Source organism: Streptomyces sp. NPDC021749, from assembly GCF_040640655.1.
Taxonomy (GTDB): Bacteria; Actinomycetota; Actinomycetes; order Streptomycetales; family Streptomycetaceae; genus Streptomyces.
In genome coordinates this window covers 1-15,780 of record NZ_JBFACE010000080.1, presented here as the reverse complement: position 1 = coordinate 15,780, position 15,780 = coordinate 1, and the positions used below count along the sequence as shown (strand labels likewise).

10 protein-coding genes and 1 pseudogene are annotated in these 15,780 nt (G+C 70.8%); 6 read left to right on the top strand and 5 right to left on the bottom strand.

Going from position 1 to position 15,780, the window contains the following annotated elements:
• Window positions 1-88: 88 nt before the first annotated feature.
• Window positions 89-316, bottom strand: a complete 228-nt coding sequence (locus AB0G35_RS36590; protein WP_360958915.1) for a hypothetical protein — start codon at window positions 314-316, stop codon at window positions 89-91.
• 451 nt (window positions 317-767) lie between these two features.
• Between AB0G35_RS36590 and raiA the strand changes: the two genes are divergently transcribed.
• Both raiA and AB0G35_RS36580 read left to right on the top strand, forming a co-directional pair.
• Entirely contained in the window at window positions 768-1,454 is a 687-nt protein-coding gene (gene raiA / locus AB0G35_RS36585; RefSeq protein WP_360958912.1) for a ribosome-associated translation inhibitor RaiA, read from the top strand.
• 234 nt (window positions 1,455-1,688) lie between these two features.
• Window positions 1,689-2,447: a response regulator transcription factor gene (locus tag AB0G35_RS36580; protein WP_360958909.1), complete on the top strand. Its 759-nt coding sequence runs from the start codon at window positions 1,689-1,691 to the stop codon at window positions 2,445-2,447.
• Window positions 2,448-2,640: 193 nt separating this feature from the next.
• On the opposite strand, the gene AB0G35_RS36575 is transcribed toward AB0G35_RS36580, so the two are convergent.
• Entirely contained in the window at window positions 2,641-3,867 is a 1,227-nt protein-coding gene (locus tag AB0G35_RS36575; RefSeq protein WP_360958906.1) for a crosslink repair DNA glycosylase YcaQ family protein, read from the bottom strand.
• Between the two features lie 74 nt (window positions 3,868-3,941).
• Entirely contained in the window at window positions 3,942-4,595 is a 654-nt protein-coding gene (locus tag AB0G35_RS36570; protein ID WP_360958903.1) for a GNAT family N-acetyltransferase, read from the bottom strand.
• A 250-nt stretch (window positions 4,596-4,845) separates the two neighbouring features.
• Between AB0G35_RS36570 and secA the strand changes: the two genes are divergently transcribed.
• Window positions 4,846-7,665 (top strand): preprotein translocase subunit SecA, encoded by a 2,820-nt coding sequence (gene secA, locus AB0G35_RS36565; RefSeq protein ID WP_360958900.1) that lies wholly within the window; start codon window positions 4,846-4,848, stop codon window positions 7,663-7,665.
• Between the two features lie 104 nt (window positions 7,666-7,769).
• Here the strand turns inward: secA and AB0G35_RS36560 are convergent, their stop codons facing one another.
• Window positions 7,770-8,549, bottom strand: a complete 780-nt coding sequence (locus tag AB0G35_RS36560; protein WP_360958897.1) for an Rv3235 family protein — start codon at window positions 8,547-8,549, stop codon at window positions 7,770-7,772.
• Between the two features lie 288 nt (window positions 8,550-8,837).
• Between AB0G35_RS36560 and AB0G35_RS36555 the strand changes: the two genes are divergently transcribed.
• The 3 genes from AB0G35_RS36555 to AB0G35_RS36545 all read left to right on the top strand — a co-directional run bounded on the left by AB0G35_RS36555 (window position 8,838) and on the right by AB0G35_RS36545 (window position 15,561).
• On the top strand, window positions 8,838-9,344 hold the full coding sequence (locus AB0G35_RS36555) for a hypothetical protein (protein WP_360958918.1): 507 nt from the start codon (window positions 8,838-8,840) through the stop codon (window positions 9,342-9,344).
• A gap of 160 nt (window positions 9,345-9,504) precedes the next feature.
• Window positions 9,505-10,176, top strand: coding sequence for an HAD family hydrolase (locus tag AB0G35_RS36550; protein WP_360958894.1), 672 nt, complete (start codon window positions 9,505-9,507; stop codon window positions 10,174-10,176).
• A gap of 432 nt (window positions 10,177-10,608) precedes the next feature.
• On the top strand, window positions 10,609-15,561 hold the full coding sequence (locus tag AB0G35_RS36545; RefSeq protein ID WP_360958891.1) for an NAD-glutamate dehydrogenase: 4,953 nt from the start codon (window positions 10,609-10,611) through the stop codon (window positions 15,559-15,561).
• A 124-nt stretch (window positions 15,562-15,685) separates the two neighbouring features.
• On the opposite strand, the pseudogene AB0G35_RS36540 reads toward AB0G35_RS36545, so the two are convergent.
• Window positions 15,686-15,780: pseudogene (locus AB0G35_RS36540) on the bottom strand (ABC transporter ATP-binding protein); the annotation flags it as partial.

Genomic DNA, 15,780 nt, shown 5'->3' with positions numbered 1-15,780 from the left:
TGTCGCGAGGGTGTCCAGGTCTGTCTTCACACACTGACATTGGACGCCCTCGTCCTATATCCGCAGGCCATCCCTTGGACTCATTCATCTAGCCGCAACGGCCCCGCGAGCCGCCACATCGCTCCCCATCGCAGCCCGGCACCAGCCACAGTCCCGGCACCAGCCACAGTCCCGGCACCAGCCACAGTCCCGGCACCAGCCACAGTCCCGGCACCAGCCACAGTCCCGGTACCAGCCACAGTCCCGGTACCCGCAGCCCCGGCACATCCGCCAGCGCCCCCTGCGCATCCGCCAGCGGCACCAGCACAGCGGCCAATGGCCCCAGCACTCCCGTCGGCGACCCAGCACCCCCGGCACACCCGCCAGCAGTTGCCACCCCGCCGCCGCCCGTTCCGGTCCTGCCCCCCTCCGGCCGCGTAAGGGTGGCCGCCGCAGAAATTCAACCGGCAAGTAGGAATTTCAACCAGCAAGTAGTTGCGGAGGAAAAGTCACTCAAACGGAGCCGAGGGCTGCGAGGGGGTGCCGACAACAGCCCAGGAGAGCTATGTTCGGTTGTGAGGACTTGGCGGACGTTTTGCCTCGGATGTCACGATGAATGCGTTCAGGGGCGCCGGTGGCGACCCTGAAAAATGGGGGAGTGGAGATCGTGCCGTGTGGGGAAGAGGAGGTGAAAGTGCCAAGTCCGAGGCTTCGGCACCCACCGGAGCCTGGTGCAAGAAGGGATCGCCCCGCTTGCTGAGCGGTGCGATCCGGGAACGGAGTTCTGCGTGGACATCGTCGTCAAGGGCCGCAAGACCGAGGTGCCCGAGCGGTTCCGTAAGCACGTGGCCGAGAAGCTGAAGCTGGAGAAAGTCCAGAAGCTCGACGCCAAGGTGATCAGCCTGGACGTCGAGGTGTCCAAGGAGCACAACCCGCGGCAGGCCGACCGTTCCGACCGAGTGGAGATCACGCTTCGCTCCCGTGGCCCGGTGGTCCGGGCCGAGGCGGCCGCGGCCGATCCCTACGCCGCGCTGGACCTGGCAACCGCAAAGCTGGAGGCGCGCCTGCGCAAGCAGCACGACAAGCGCTTCTCACGCCGCGGCCACGGGCGCATTCCGGCGAGTGAGGTCGCCGTCAGCGTCCCCGGCGTCGCGAGCCTCAACACCAACGGCGAACTCGCCACCGAAGTCGAGGAGTCGGTGCCGACCACGAGGATGGGACCGATCGACGTCCAGGGCGAAGGGCCCCTGATCGTCCGCGAGAAGACCCACTCGGCCGCGCCGATGTCGCTCGACCAGGCGCTCAACGAGATGGAATTGGTCGGACACGACTTCTATCTCTTCGTCGACGCCGACACCAAGCTGCCGAGTGTCGTCTACCGGCGGCACGCATACGACTACGGCGTCATCCACTTGAACCCCGATTCGTTCGGGGAGGAGGAGCCCGGCGGCGCAGGCGGCGCCCTGGGCGGCTGAACCCCACCCGCTCGGTGCCCCCGGCGTACGCCCGGGGGCACCATCGTGCCCGGAGAAGGCAGGAGTTGAAGCCGTATAGTCTTTGTGCCAGCCAGGGAGTATGTGGGCACGAAACGGCGACATGCCGGGGAGACGGTCGTATGGCGTTGATCGGGCTGGCCGCAGGGGGCTGTTGTCAACCAGCCTTATTTCCAAGCTCTGGCCTTCCGGCCGAGTAGTTGACGGGGAGGATCCATGGGGGAAAGTTTCGGGCCCGTGCGCGGTGACGCGGACGACGACCGCGGAGTCGGGGGCGACGACGGCGCCGGACGGACCGTGAGCGTGCCGCGCAAGGAGCCGATCAGGGTCCTGGTGGTGGACGATCACGCGCTCTTCCGGCGGGGGCTGGAGATCGTGCTCGCCCAGGAAGAGGACATCCAGGTCGTCGGCGAGGCCGGGGACGGCGCCGAGGCGGTCGACAAGGCCGCTGATCTGCTGCCGGACATCGTGCTGATGGACGTACGGATGCCCAAGCGCGGCGGGATCGAGGCGTGTACCTCCATCAAGGAGGTGGCCCCCAGCGCGAAGATCATCATGCTCACGATCAGCGACGAAGAGGCCGATCTCTACGACGCGATCAAGGCCGGCGCCACCGGCTACCTCCTCAAGGAGATCTCCACCGACGAGGTGGCGACCGCGATCCGTGCCGTCGCGGACGGCCAGTCGCAGATCAGCCCGTCGATGGCGTCGAAGCTTCTGACGGAGTTCAAGTCGATGATCCAGCGGACGGACGAGCGCCGGCTGGTGCCCGCGCCCCGGCTCACCGACCGCGAGCTGGAGGTCCTCAAGCTGGTCGCCACGGGCATGAACAACCGCGACATCGCCAAGGAACTCTTCATCTCCGAGAACACCGTGAAGAACCACGTTCGCAACATCCTGGAGAAGCTGCAGCTGCACTCCCGGATGGAGGCGGTGGTCTACGCGATGCGGGAGAAGATCCTGGAGATCCGTTGACCGGCCGGATTCGCAGATCGACTGGATCCGCTGACCGGCCGGAACCGCAGGTCGGCCGGAACCGCTGAGCGACCAGAGCCTTCGTCCGGCGACGGCCCGTGAGGGTCGGCGACGGTTTCCGGCCGGACTGCCGGTGCGGCCCCCGGAGGGGCTCGGCGGCCCGGGAGACGCGCCGGGGTGCCCGCTGGTCGGTCTAGTCGCCCGCGCGCGTGAGTTCCGTGCGCAGGGCGGCGGCCAGCTGTGGGTCGTCGCAGCGGTCGACGCGTACGGCGTCGCAGCCGACCCAGCTCGCGGCCTCCCACAGCGCCGTGGCCATCGGGGCGACGGACTTGCGGTCGCGCATCGAGACCTGGCGGGCGACGAGGGTGCTGCCCTCGCGGGCCGGGTCGACGCGGCCGATCAGCTGCCCGCCGGCCAGCAGCGGCATCGCGAAATAGCCGTGTATCCGCCGGGGGCGGGGGACGTAGGCCTCCAGGCGGTGGGTGAAACCGAAGATCCGCTCCGTGCGCGACCGGTCCCAGATCAGGGAGTCGAAGGGGGAGAGCAGCGTCGTGCGGTGCCGGCCGCGGGGGGTGGTGGCCAGGGCGGCGGGATCGGCCCAGGCGGGCTTGCCCCAGCCCTCGACCTCGACCGGCACCAGCCCGGAGTCCGCGATCACCGCCTCGACCTGCTCGCCCTTCAGCCGGTGGTAGTCCGCCAGGTCGGCGCGGGTGGCCACGCCCAGGGCCGTACCGGCCTGGGCGACCAGGCGGCGGAGGCATTCGGCGTCGTCGAGGTTGTCGTGCAGCAGCTCGGTGGGGACGGCGCGCTCGGCGAGGTCGTAGACCCGCTTCCAGGCGCGCCGCTCCGTGCAGACCACCTCGCCGGTGTCCAGCAGCCACTCGACGGCGATCTTGGTCTCGGACCAGTCCCACCACTCCCCGCCCTTGCGGCCGCCGCCGAGCTCGGTGGTGGTCAGCGGGCCGTCGGCCGCGAGTCGGTCCAGGACGGCGGCGCAGGACCGTTCGGAGTCCTTCATGACGTGCCAGCGGTGGCCCCTGGCGCGCCGGGCGCGGCGACGGAAGGCGAAGTGCGGCCACTCCTCGATGGGCAGGATGCACGCGGCGTGCGACCAGTACTCGAAGCTGTGCGGGCGGCCCGCGGGGCTCTCCCCGCCGGTCGGGCTCCAGTAGGCGGCGTCGACGGCGGGGCGGCCGACGGCGCCGAGCCGGGCGTACGGCACGAGCTCGTGCGAGCGGGCCAGCACGGAGATCGTGTCGAGCTGCACCGCGCCCAGGTGGCGCAGCACACCGCGGACGCCCGCCCGGCGGTCCGGGGCGCCGAGGAGCCCCTGCGCCCGCAGCGCCAGGCGGCGGGCGTCGTCGTGGGAGAGGGTGGTCACGGGCTTCGGCCGGTGCGGTGGCTGCGTGGCGGCGGTCATGGTCGCACAGCGTAGGGGCGGGCACTGACAACGCCCGGCCGAAGCCCGTGACCTGCGCAGACGCAGGGGGGCGATCAGCGCGGGTACGGGAGGTACGGCGTCGGGTCCGCCGCAGGGTTTCCCGTCCCGCCGGTGCTCGTGGCTTCCGCCCCGTCGGCCGTGCCCGTGTCCGGGGCGTCGGCCAGGTCGGAGGGGAGCAGGGAGCCGATCCATGCGTCCCGGCGGGTGCCCTCGTGCACCAGCTTGGCGCGGAGGGTGCCCTCCATGTGGAAGCCCAGTTTCCGGGCGACGGCGCGGGAGCCCTCGTTGCCGGCCTCCGCGAGCCACTCCATGCGCTCCACGCCCAGCTCGCGGAAGGCCCAGCGCAGCACCGCGCGGGCGGCCTCGGCGGTGTAGCCGCGGCCGCGGTGTTCCTTGGCGGTCCAGAAGCCCAGCTCGGCCTGGCGTTCGGCGGTGCGCAGCTGAGCGAGCCGGACCAGGCTCATGGAGCCGATCAGGGCGCCGTCGGTCCGGGAGACCACGGCGAAGGTGTAGGCGGTGTCGTCCCGCCAGCCTTCGGGGACGGCCGTGCCGACGAAGTACTCCGCGTCCTGGAGGCCGTAGGGTGAGGGCACGACCGTCCAGCGCGGGATGTCGGGGTCCTGGCAGGCGGCGCACACCGCGGGCGCGTCCGACGGCTCGAAGGGGCGCAGCACCAGACGCTCGGTCGTGAGGGTGACGGGCTTCATGACCTGAGTCTGCGAGTTCGTGCACGGCACCGCGAAGGGTTTTCGCGTGATTCCCGGCACCTGTCCGGCACCTTCTCGCGTGCTCGTGCGTTCACGTGAGGAGGGGAAGGCGGGGTTCGCTGCGGCGGACCTCCCGGCTCGGCGGCGTCCTCCCTTACGATGGCCGTTGCGGCGGGGCCTGCCCCCTTGGAAAAATGCCGCGCCCGCGCACTCGACCGTGCAGGCCCGACCGGCAAGGAGACCAGCCCAAGTGTCCGTCTTGACGAAGATCATGCGTGCAGGCGAAGGAAAGATCCTGCGCAAGCTGCACCGCATCGCGGGCCAGGTCAACTCCATCGAGGAGGACTTCGCGGCCCTCTCCGACGCCGAGCTGCGGGCGCTCACGGACGAGTACAAGGAGCGGTACGCCGACGGCGAGAGCCTGGACGACCTGCTGCCCGAGGCGTTCGCCACGGTCCGTGAGGCCGCCAAGCGTGTCCTCGGCCAGCGGCACTACGACGTCCAGCTGATGGGCGGCGCGGCCCTCCACCTGGGATACGTCGCCGAGATGAAGACCGGTGAGGGCAAGACCCTCGTCGGTACCCTCCCGGCGTATCTGAACGCGCTGTCCGGCAAGGGCGTCCACCTGATCACGGTCAACGACTACCTGGCCGAGCGTGACTCCGAGATGATGGGTCGGGTCCACAAGTTCCTGGGCCTGACGGTCGGTTGCATCCTCGCCGACATGACGCCGGCCCAGCGCCGTGAACAGTACGGCTGCGACATCACCTATGGCACGAACAACGAGTTCGGCTTCGACTACCTCCGCGACAACATGGCCTGGTCGCAGGACGAACTCGTCCAGCGCGGCCACAACTTCGCGATCGTCGACGAGGTCGACTCGATCCTCGTCGACGAGGCCCGTACGCCGCTGATCATCTCCGGTCCGGCGGACTCGGCCACCAAGTGGTACGGCGACTTCGCCAAGTTGGTGCAGCGCCTCAAGCGCGGCGAGGCGGCCAACCCGCAGCGCGGCATCGAGGAGACCGGCGACTACGACGTCGACGAGAAGAAGCGGACCGTCGGCATCCATGAGTCCGGTGTCAGCAAGGTCGAGGACTGGCTGGGCATCGACAACCTGTACGAGTCGGTCAACACCCCGCTCGTCGGCTACCTCAACAACGCCATCAAGGCCAAGGAGCTCTTCAAGAACGACAAGGACTACGTCGTCATCGACGGCGAGGTCATGATCGTCGACGAGCACACCGGCCGTATCCTCGCCGGCCGCCGCTACAACGAGGGCATGCACCAGGCCATCGAGGCGAAGGAAGGCGTGGAGATCAAGGACGAGAACCAGACGCTCGCCACGATCACCCTGCAGAACTTCTTCCGTCTCTACGACAAGCTCTCCGGCATGACCGGTACGGCCATGACCGAGGCCGCCGAGTTCCACCAGATCTACAAGCTCGGCGTCGTCCCCATCCCGACGAACCGGCCGATGATCCGCAAGGACCAGGCGGACCTGATCTACCGCACCGAGCCCGCGAAGTTCGACGCGGTCGTCGAGGACATCGTCGAGAAGCACGGCAAGGGCCAGCCGATCCTGGTCGGCACGACGTCCGTGGAGAAGTCCGAGTACCTCTCCCAGCAGCTCAACAAGCGCGGTGTGCCGCACGAGGTCCTCAACGCCAAGCAGCACGACCGGGAGGCGTCGATCGTCGCCCAGGCCGGCCGCAAGGGCGCCGTCACGGTCGCCACGAACATGGCCGGCCGCGGTACGGACATCAAGCTCGGCGGCAACCCCGACACCCTCGCCGAGGCGGAGCTGCGCCAGATGGGGCTCGACCCGGTCGAGCACGCCGAGGAGTGGGCGGCCGCGCTGCCCGCCGCCCTGGAGCGCGCCGAGGCCGCGGTCAAGGCGGAGTTCGAGGAGGTCAAGGAGCTCGGCGGGCTGTACGTGCTCGGCACCGAGCGGCACGAGTCGCGCCGGATCGACAACCAGCTGCGCGGCCGCTCCGGCCGTCAGGGCGACCCGGGCGAGTCGCGGTTCTACCTCTCCCTCGGTGACGACCTGATGCGGCTGTTCAAGGCCCAGATGGTCGAGCGGGTCATGGCGATGGCCAACGTCCCCGACGACGTCCCGATCGAGAACAAGATGGTGACCCGGGCGATCGCCTCCGCCCAGTCGCAGGTCGAGCAGCAGAACTTCGAGACCCGCAAGAACGTCCTGAAGTACGACGAGGTGCTCAACCGCCAGCGCGAGGTCATCTACGGCGAGCGCCGCCGTGTCCTGGAGGGCGAGGACCTGCAGGAGCAGATCAAGCACTTCATGGACGACACCATCGACGCCTACATCCAGGCGGAGACCGTCGAGGGCTTCGCCGAGGAGTGGGACCTGGACCGTCTGTGGGGTGCGTTCAAGCAGCTCTACCCGGTGAAGGTCACCGTCGAGGAGCTGGAGGAGGAGGCCGGCGACCGCGCGGGCCTGACCGCCGAGTTCATCGCCGACGCCGTCAAGGACGACATCCACGAGCAGTACGCCGCCCGCGAGGAGCAGCTCGGCTCGGAGATCATGCGCGAGCTGGAGCGCCGGGTCGTGCTGTCCGTCCTGGACCGCAAGTGGCGTGAGCACCTCTACGAGATGGACTACCTCCAGGAGGGCATCGGCCTGCGGGCGATGGCCCAGAAGGACCCGCTGGTCGAGTACCAGCGCGAGGGCTTCGACATGTTCACCGCCATGATGGAGGGCATCAAGGAGGAGTCCGTCGGCTACCTGTTCAACCTGGAGGTCCAGGTGGAGCAGCAGGTCGAGGAGGTCCCGGTGGAGGAGGCCGCGGAGCTGCCCGCCCAGGAGGCGGTGCCGGCCGGTGCGGGGCGTCCCGAGATCCACGCCAAGGGTTTGGAGGCGCCGCAGCGCCCGGACCGGCTGCACTTCACCGCGCCCAAGGTCGACGGCGACGGCAGCGTCATCGAGGGCGACTTCCTCAGTGACGAGGAGCCGGGCGCGCCGGCCCGTTCCGAGGCGGACGGGCTGACCCGCGCGGAGCGGCGCAAGGCCCAGAAGAGCGGCGGCCGCCGCCGCAAGAAGTGAGTACGGAACGGTGACCGGGGCCGGGCGGAGCGCGCCCGGCCCGGACCGTGCGGGGCGCCTCGGCCGGACACCGGCCGGGGCGCTTTCGTCTGCGTACGGCCGGTTCATGACGCCGGGCCGGGAAGGGCGGGTGCGGGGCCGATGTCGAGGGCGGCGCAGCGCCAGCGGGAGTCGGCGCCCAGCTCCAGCCGGAAGGCCAGGGCGCGCAGCCGCTCGCCGGTGGTGATCCGGGCGAAGGCCTCGATGACGCCGCGCCGCGGCCGGCACAGTCCGCACTCGCGGACGGTCGGCACGGGCCCGCGCCGCCCCGGGCCCAGGACGGGCCGCAGAGGAGCCTGCGGGGCGAGCTCCGCGAGCCGGTCGTAGGCGGCGGGCAGCGCGTGCCCCAGCAGGGCGTGGACGGGCCGCTGTCCGCTGAGGGTGAGCACCAGTTGGTGGGCGAACCAGAGGTGTGGCCGGCTCTCCTGGGCCCGGCGCTGTGCCCCGACGGTGGGGAGCGGGGCGCTACGGGCCGGCCCGCGGCCGGCGGGGGCGGGCCCGCGCCGGGGCGTACCGGGGCGGCGCCCGCGTGAGCCGGGGCCGCTGCCGGCCGGGCCGAGGGGGCCGCGGCCTGCGGGCGAGGACCGGCGGGGGCGGGGGACGGTCGGTCCGTCGTCCCGCCCGCCGACCGGTGCGGCGCCTGGGGGCGGGGGCGCGCCCTGCGGCGTACCGTGCGCCCCGGCCCCGGCCCCGGTGGCCCCCGCCCCGGCCCTGATCTCCGCCCCGGCCCCGGTCTCCGCCCCGGCCCCGGTCTCCGTCCTTGCCTCGGTTCCGGCCGTGGTTCCGGTCTTGGTTCCGGCCGTGGTCCTGGTCTCGTCCCCGGTCATCGCGTCGTCCCTGGTCATGTCGTCCCCCTTCGGTCCCGGCCCCGATTACTGGGCGGTAGCTTTTCGGTGGGGATCTTCGTATCGACGGGGGCGGAGCGGCGGCAAGGCGCGGAACGGGGCCCGGCGTGGGGGCGTGGAGTTCACTCTTCCGTGGTGCGGGCCCGGTACGGAGCCTTCGTGGGGCCCTGCCCGAGGGCGCCGGGCCGGGGAGGGGGCGGGACCCGCGGGCGGCACGATGGGGGACTCCCGCCCGTATGCTGGCGGGACAGTCACCCAGACCGAGTGAAACGAGCGGAAGCGGCTGCCATGCGCGTCTACGTCCCCCTGACCCTCTCCGGTCTCGCAGAGGCGCACAAGAACGGTGAGCTGGGCCCCGGCCCGCTGGCCGCGTTCGCCGTCACGCCGGCGCTGCGCGAGTGGTACGTCTCCGACGACATCGAGGAACTGGAGTACGCGGCGCTCAACCGCGCGGCCCAGGCATCGCTGCGGCAGCTCGCCGGCAACCCGCAGGCCCCGCGGCGGCGGGTCGTGGTGGCCGTGGACGTGCCCGACGGCGCCGCGGTGCCGGACCCGGACCGCGGGCTCGACCCCTCTGCGCTCGGCGAGGTGCGGATCCCCGGGCCGGTGCCGCTGTCGAAGGCCGCTGCCGTGCACGTCGACGCCACGGACGCGGAGGCGGACATCGCGGCGGCCGCGGCGGCACTGGGCGCGGCGGACCAGGGCGACGACGACGCGCAGTTCACGGTCGACGGCGCCGAGGACCACGACCTGATGTGGTTCGGGGTGCAGGAGATCCCGCAGCTGATCGCCTGAGCCGGCCGACCGCACGGGTCCGGGCCGCGGCGGGCCGGGCCCGCGCACGGCCGTCACCGGCGTCCGGGCGCGTTGTCAGTGGGCCCGGGTACTTTTTCTTCAGGGGAGGTGCCCGGCCGCACGGGAAGGCCCGGCACGGAAGAACGATCTGGGGAACCGCATGGGGAAGCACGCGACACACCTCGTCTGGGACTGGAACGGCACGCTGTTCCACGACATCGACGCCGTCATCGGGGCGACCAACTCCGCCTTCGCCGAGATCGGCCTGGAGCCGATCACGCTGGAGATGTACCGCGAGCTGTACTGCGTCCCCGTGCCGCGCTTCTACGAGCGGCTGATGGGGCGGCTGCCGACGGAGGCCGAGTGGCTGGTGATGGACGAGACGTTCCACCGGCACTACTCCGAGCACCGGCTGGCGTGCGGGCTCGCCGAGGGCGTGGACCTGCTGCTGGAGGCGTGGCAGACGGCCGGCGGCAGCCAGTCGATCCTCAGCATGTTCGGTCACGACGAGCTGATACCCCTGGTCCGCGGCTTCGGGATCGAGTCGCGGTTCGTGCTGGTCGAGGGGAGGACCGGGCCGTCCGGGGGCACGAAGGCGGCGCAGATGGTGCGCCATCTGGCGACGCTCACGGAAGTGGACCCGGGGCGTACGGTCGTGATCGGTGACGCGGTGGACGATGCGGTGGCCGCGCAGGAGGCGGGCGCCTCGGCGGTGCTCTACACGGGCGGCTCGCACAGCCGGGCCAGCCTGGAGGCCGCCGCGGTGCCGGGCGTCCCGGTGGTGGACACTCTCGCCGAGGCCGTGGAGCTGGCCGACGCCCTGGTGGCGTAGGGGGCAGGGCCTCCTGGGACCGGTGGCCCGGTGGGAACGACCACCCGGCATGTCGCTTCGCGGCCACGCATACTCCACCCCGGCAGTACGTTGTCCAGAAGGGCTAAGTTCGGGCAGAGGTTTTGTACTCCCACGGCCCATGACGGCACCCGTACCGGGAGCGATAGCCTTGCACCGTGATCAGCGCGATAAGCCGCGGGGGCGTCGAGGCCCCTGCCGTGCGCCCGGGACACTTCCGTGACCGGGCGGTCGCTGGTCGTTGCGGCCGACATTTCCTGCCGACTTCGTCCGAGAATGTCGACAACGGCACGGCCTCCCCTCATCGCGGCACATCGCCGGCAGTGACAGGACCTTCCGCGTCACGGTGTTGTGCGGCTTCCACACAGTTCTTCCACAACGTCACGCAACGGCGCGCGACAGGAGCCAGAGGACATGCAGACCAAGCTGGACGAAGCCAAAACCGAGCTGCTCGCCAGGGCCGCCCGGGTCGTTGAGAGCAGCCCGGCCGGGGGCAAGCACCCGGTAGGGGGGCTCGACCCGGACACGCTTGCGGGATACCTCCAGCGCTACTACCTGCACACCGCCCCCGAGGACCTGATCGACCGCGACCCGGTCGACGTCTTCGGTGCCGCGCTCTCGCACTACCGCCTCGCGGAGACGCGCCCGCAGGGCACCGCCAACGTCCGGGTGCACACCCCGACCGTCGAGGAGAACGGCTGGACCTGCAGCCACTCCGTCGTCGAGGTCGTCACCGACGACATGCCGTTCCTGGTCGACTCGGTCACCAACGAGCTCTCCCGCCAGGGCCGCGGCATCCACGTCGTCATCCACCCGCAGATCACCGTCCGCCGCGACGTCGCCGGCAAGCTCATCGAGCTCCTCGACGCCAACGGCGACGGCAACGGCAAGGCCAAGCCCGCCGAGCTGCCGCACGACGCGGTGACCGAGTCCTGGATCCACGTCGAGATCGACCGCGAGACCGACCGCGAGGACCTGACGCAGATCACCGCCGATCTGCTGCGGGTGCTCTCCGACGTCCGCGAGGCCGTCGAGGACTGGGAGAAGATGCGCGCCGCCGCGCTGCGCATGGCCGACCAGCTGCCGACCGAGCCGCTCGCCGCCGACCTGCGCGAGCGGGAGGTCGAGGAGGCCCAGGAACTGCTGCAGTGGCTGTCCGACGACCACTTCACGTTCCTCGGCTACCGCGAGTACGAGCTGGCCTCCGCGCCCGGTGAGGGCGGCACCCAGGAGGACGTGCTGTCCGCAGTCCCCGGTACCGGCCTGGGCATACTGCGCGCCGACCCGCCGCACCGCGAGAGCGACGCCGGCCACCCGGTCTCGCCGTCCTTCAACCGGCTCCCCGCGGACGCCCGCGCCAAGGCCCGCGAACACAAGCTGCTGATCCTCACCAAGGCCAACAGCCGCGCCACCGTCCACCGCCCGTCCTACCTCGACTACGTCGGCGTCAAGAAGTTCGACGAGCAGGGCAACGTCATCGGTGAGCGGCGCTTCCTGGGCCTGTTCTCCTCGGCCGCGTACACCGAGTCGGTGCGCCGGGTGCCGGTCATCCGCCGCAAGGTCGCCGAGGTCCTGGACGGCGCCGGCTTCGGCCCGGACAGCCACGACGGCCGCGACCTGCTGCAGATCCTGGAGACCTACCCCCGCGACGAGCTGTTCCAGACGCCCGTCGACGAACTGCGGTCCATCGCCACCAGCGTGCTCTACCTCCAGGAACGGCGCCGGCTGCGCCTCTTCCTGCGCCAGGACGAATACGGCCGCTACTACTCCGCGCTGGTCTACCTCCCGCGCGACCGCTACACCACCGCCGTCCGGCTGCGCCTGATCGAGATCCTCAAGGAGGAGCTGGGCGGCACCAGCGTCGACTTCACGGCCTGGAACACCGAGTCGGTGCTGTCCCGGCTGCACTTCGTCATCCGCGTCCCGGCCGGCTCCACCCTCCCCGACCTCACCGACGCCGACGCCGACCGCATCGAGAACCGCCTGGTGGAGGCCGCCCGCTCGTGGTCCGACGGGTTCGGCGAGGCCCTGATCGCCGAGGTCGGCGAGGAGCGCGCCGCCGAGCTGCAGCGCCGCTACGGCCACGCCTTCCCCGAGGGCTACAAGGCCGACAACAGCCCGCGCAGCGCGGTCGCCGACCTGACGCACCTGGAGAAGCTCACCGAGGAGCCCGGCAAGGACTTCTCCGTCAGCCTCTACGAGCCGGTCGGCGCCGGCCCCGGCGAGCGCCGCTTCAAGATCTACCGCAGGGGCGAGCAGGTGTCCCTGTCGCGGGTGCTGCCCGGCCTGAACCGCCTCGGCGTCGAGGTCGTCGACGAGCGCCCGCACGAACTGCGGCTGGCCGACGGAAACCGCGCCTGGATCTACGACTTCGGCCTCCGGATGCCGGAGCACATCAAGGGCGACGACGCCCGCGAGCGCTTCCAGGACGCCTTCACGGCGGTGTGGACCGGCGCGGCCGAGAGCGACAACTTCAACAAGCTGGTGCTCCGGGCCGGCCTCAACTGGCGCCAGGCCATGGTGCTGCGGGCCTACGCCAAGTACCTCCGGCAGGCGGGCTCCACCTTCAGCCAGACGTACATGGAGGACACCCTCGCCAACAACGTCCACACCACCCGGCTGCTGGTCTCGCTGTTCGAGGCGCGGATGTCCCCGGAGCGGCAGAGCGCCGGCCGGGAGCTGACCGACGGGCTGCTGGAGGAGCTGGACGGCGCCCTGGACCAGGTCGCCTCCCTGGACGAGGACCGCATCCTGCGGGCCTTCCTCACCGTCATCAAGGCGACCCTGCGCACCAACCACTACCAGAAGAACCGCCAGGGCGAGCCGCACGCCTACCTGTCGATGAAGCTGGACCCGCAGGCCATCCCCGACCTGCCGGCGCCCCGCCCGGCGTACGAGATCTGGGTGTACTCCCCCCGCGTCGAGGGCGTCCACCTCCGCTTCGGCAAGGTCGCACGCGGTGGTCTGCGCTGGTCGGACCGCCGGGAGGACTTCCGTACGGAGATCCTCGGCCTGGTCAAGGCGCAGATGGTCAAGAACACCGTCATCGTGCCGGTCGGCGCGAAGGGCGGCTTCGTCGGCAAGCAGCTGCCCGACCCCGCGCAGGACCGGGACGCCTGGCTGGCCGAGGGCATCGCCTGCTACCGCACCTTCATCTCGGGCCTGCTGGACATCACCGACAACCTGGTCGGCGGCGAGGTCGTCCACCCCAAGGACGTGGTCCGGCACGACGAGGACGACACGTACCTGGTCGTCGCCGCCGACAAGGGCACCGCGACGTTCTCCGACATCGCCAACGAGGTCGCCGAGTCCTACGGCTTCTGGCTGGGTGACGCCTTCGCCTCCGGCGGCAGCGCCGGCTACGACCACAAGGGCATGGGCATCACCGCCCGCGGCGCCTGGGAATCGGTCAAGCGGCACTTCCGAGAGCTGGGCGTCGACACCCAGACCGAGGACTTCACCGTCGTCGGCGTCGGCGACATGTCCGGTGACGTCTTCGGCAACGGCATGCTGCTCAGCGAGCACATCCGGCTGGTCGCCGCCTTCGACCACCGGCACATCTTCCTCGACCCCAACCCGGACGCGGCCACCTCGTACGCCGAGCGTCGCCGGCTCTTCGAGCTGCCCCGCTCGTCCTGGGCGGACTACAACACCGAGCTGCTCTCGCAGGGCGGCGGCATCCACCCGCGCTCGGCCAAGTCCATCCCGATCAACGCGCAGGTGCGGGCCGCCCTCGGCATCGAGGCCGGCGTGAAGAAGATGACCCCCGCCGATCTGATGCGGGCCATCCTCAAGGCGCCGGTCGACCTGCTGTGGAACGGCGGCATCGGCACGTACGTGAAGTCCTCGGTGGAGTCGCACGCCGACGTGGGCGACAAGTCCAACGACGCCATCCGCGTCGACGGCGAGGACCTGCGGGTCAAGGTCGTCGGCGAGGGCGGCAACCTCGGCCTGACGCAGCTGGGCCGGATCGAGTTCGCCACCGCCGGCGGGAAGATCAACACCGACGCGATCGACAACAGCGCCGGTGTGGACACCTCCGACCACGAGGTCAACATCAAGATCCTGCTCAACGCCGTGGTGGCCGAGGGCGACATGACGACCAAGCAGCGCAACAAGCTGCTGGCCGAGATGACCGACGAGGTCGGCGCGCTGGTGCTGCGCAACAACTACGCGCAGAACACCGCCCTGGCCCTGGCCCTCGCCCAGTCCTCCAGCATGCTCCACGCCCAGCAGCGGTTCATGCGCCGCCTGGTGCGGGACGGCCACCTCGACCGGGCGCTGGAGTTCCTGCCCACCGACCGGCAGATCCGCGAGCGGCTGAGTGCCGGCCGCGGCCTGACCCAGCCCGAGACCGCGGTGCTGCTGGCCTACACCAAGATCACCGTCGCCGACGCGCTGATCCAGACCGGGCTGCCGGACGACCCGTACCTCCAGCGGCTGCTGCACGCCTACTTCCCCTCGGCGCTCTACGACCGGTTCCCCGAGCAGGTCGACGGGCACGCGCTGCGCCGTGAGATCGTCACGACGGTGCTGGTCAACGACACCGTCAACACCGGCGGTACGAGCTTCCTGCACCGGATGCGGGAGGAGACCGGCGCCTCCCTCGACGAGGTCGTCCGGGCGCACACCGCCGCCCGCGCGATCTTCCGGCTCAACCAGGTCTGGGACGACGTCGAGGCGCTCGACAATGTCGTCGCGGCCGACGTCCAGACCCGGATCCGGCTGCACTCCCGCCGGCTGGTCGAGCGCGGCACCCGCTGGCTGCTCAACAACCGGCCGCAGCCGCTGGCGCTGTCGGAGACCATCGACTTCTTCTCCGAGCGGGTCGCAGAGGTCTGGGCGCAGCTGCCGAAGCTGCTCCAGGGCAGCGACCTGGAGTGGTTCGAGACGATCCTGGAGGAACTGACCGGCGCGGGCGTGCCCGAGCAGCTGGCCGTCCAGGTGTCCGGCTTCTCGTCGGTCTTCCCGGCGCTGGACATCGTCGCGGTCGCCGACCGGCTGGGCAAGGAGCCGCTGCAGGTCGCCGAGGTCTACTACGACCTGGGGGACCGGCTGCGGATCAACCAGCTCCTCGACCGCATCCTGGAGCTGCCGCGCAACGACCGCTGGCAGTCGATGGCCCGCGCCTCGATCCGCGAGGACCTCTTCGCGGCCCATGCGGCGCTGACCGCCGACGTGCTGTCGGCGGGCAACGGCTCCTCGACGCCGGAGCAGCGGTTCAAGGCGTGGGAGGAGGCCAACGCGGCGATCCTCACCCGTGCCCGGGCGACGCTGGAGGAGATCCACGGTTCGGAGGGCTTCGACCTGGCGAACCTCTCCGTCGCCATGCGGACCATGCGCACCCTGCTGCGTACGCACAGCTGAGCCGCCGGTCGTACGGCGAGGAGTACGGCGAACGGCCCCGGAGCGAAAGGCTCCGGGGCTGTCCCCGTTGCGGCACCGGTGCCCTTCGGGGCGAGCTGTGTGCCGGACTTCCCTGCCGTGCGGGCTACTTGCCGGTCTCCTTCTCGTAGGCCTTGATGACCTCGTCGGTGGGGCCGTCCATCAGCAGTTCGCCGCGTTCCAGCCACAGCACCCGGTCGC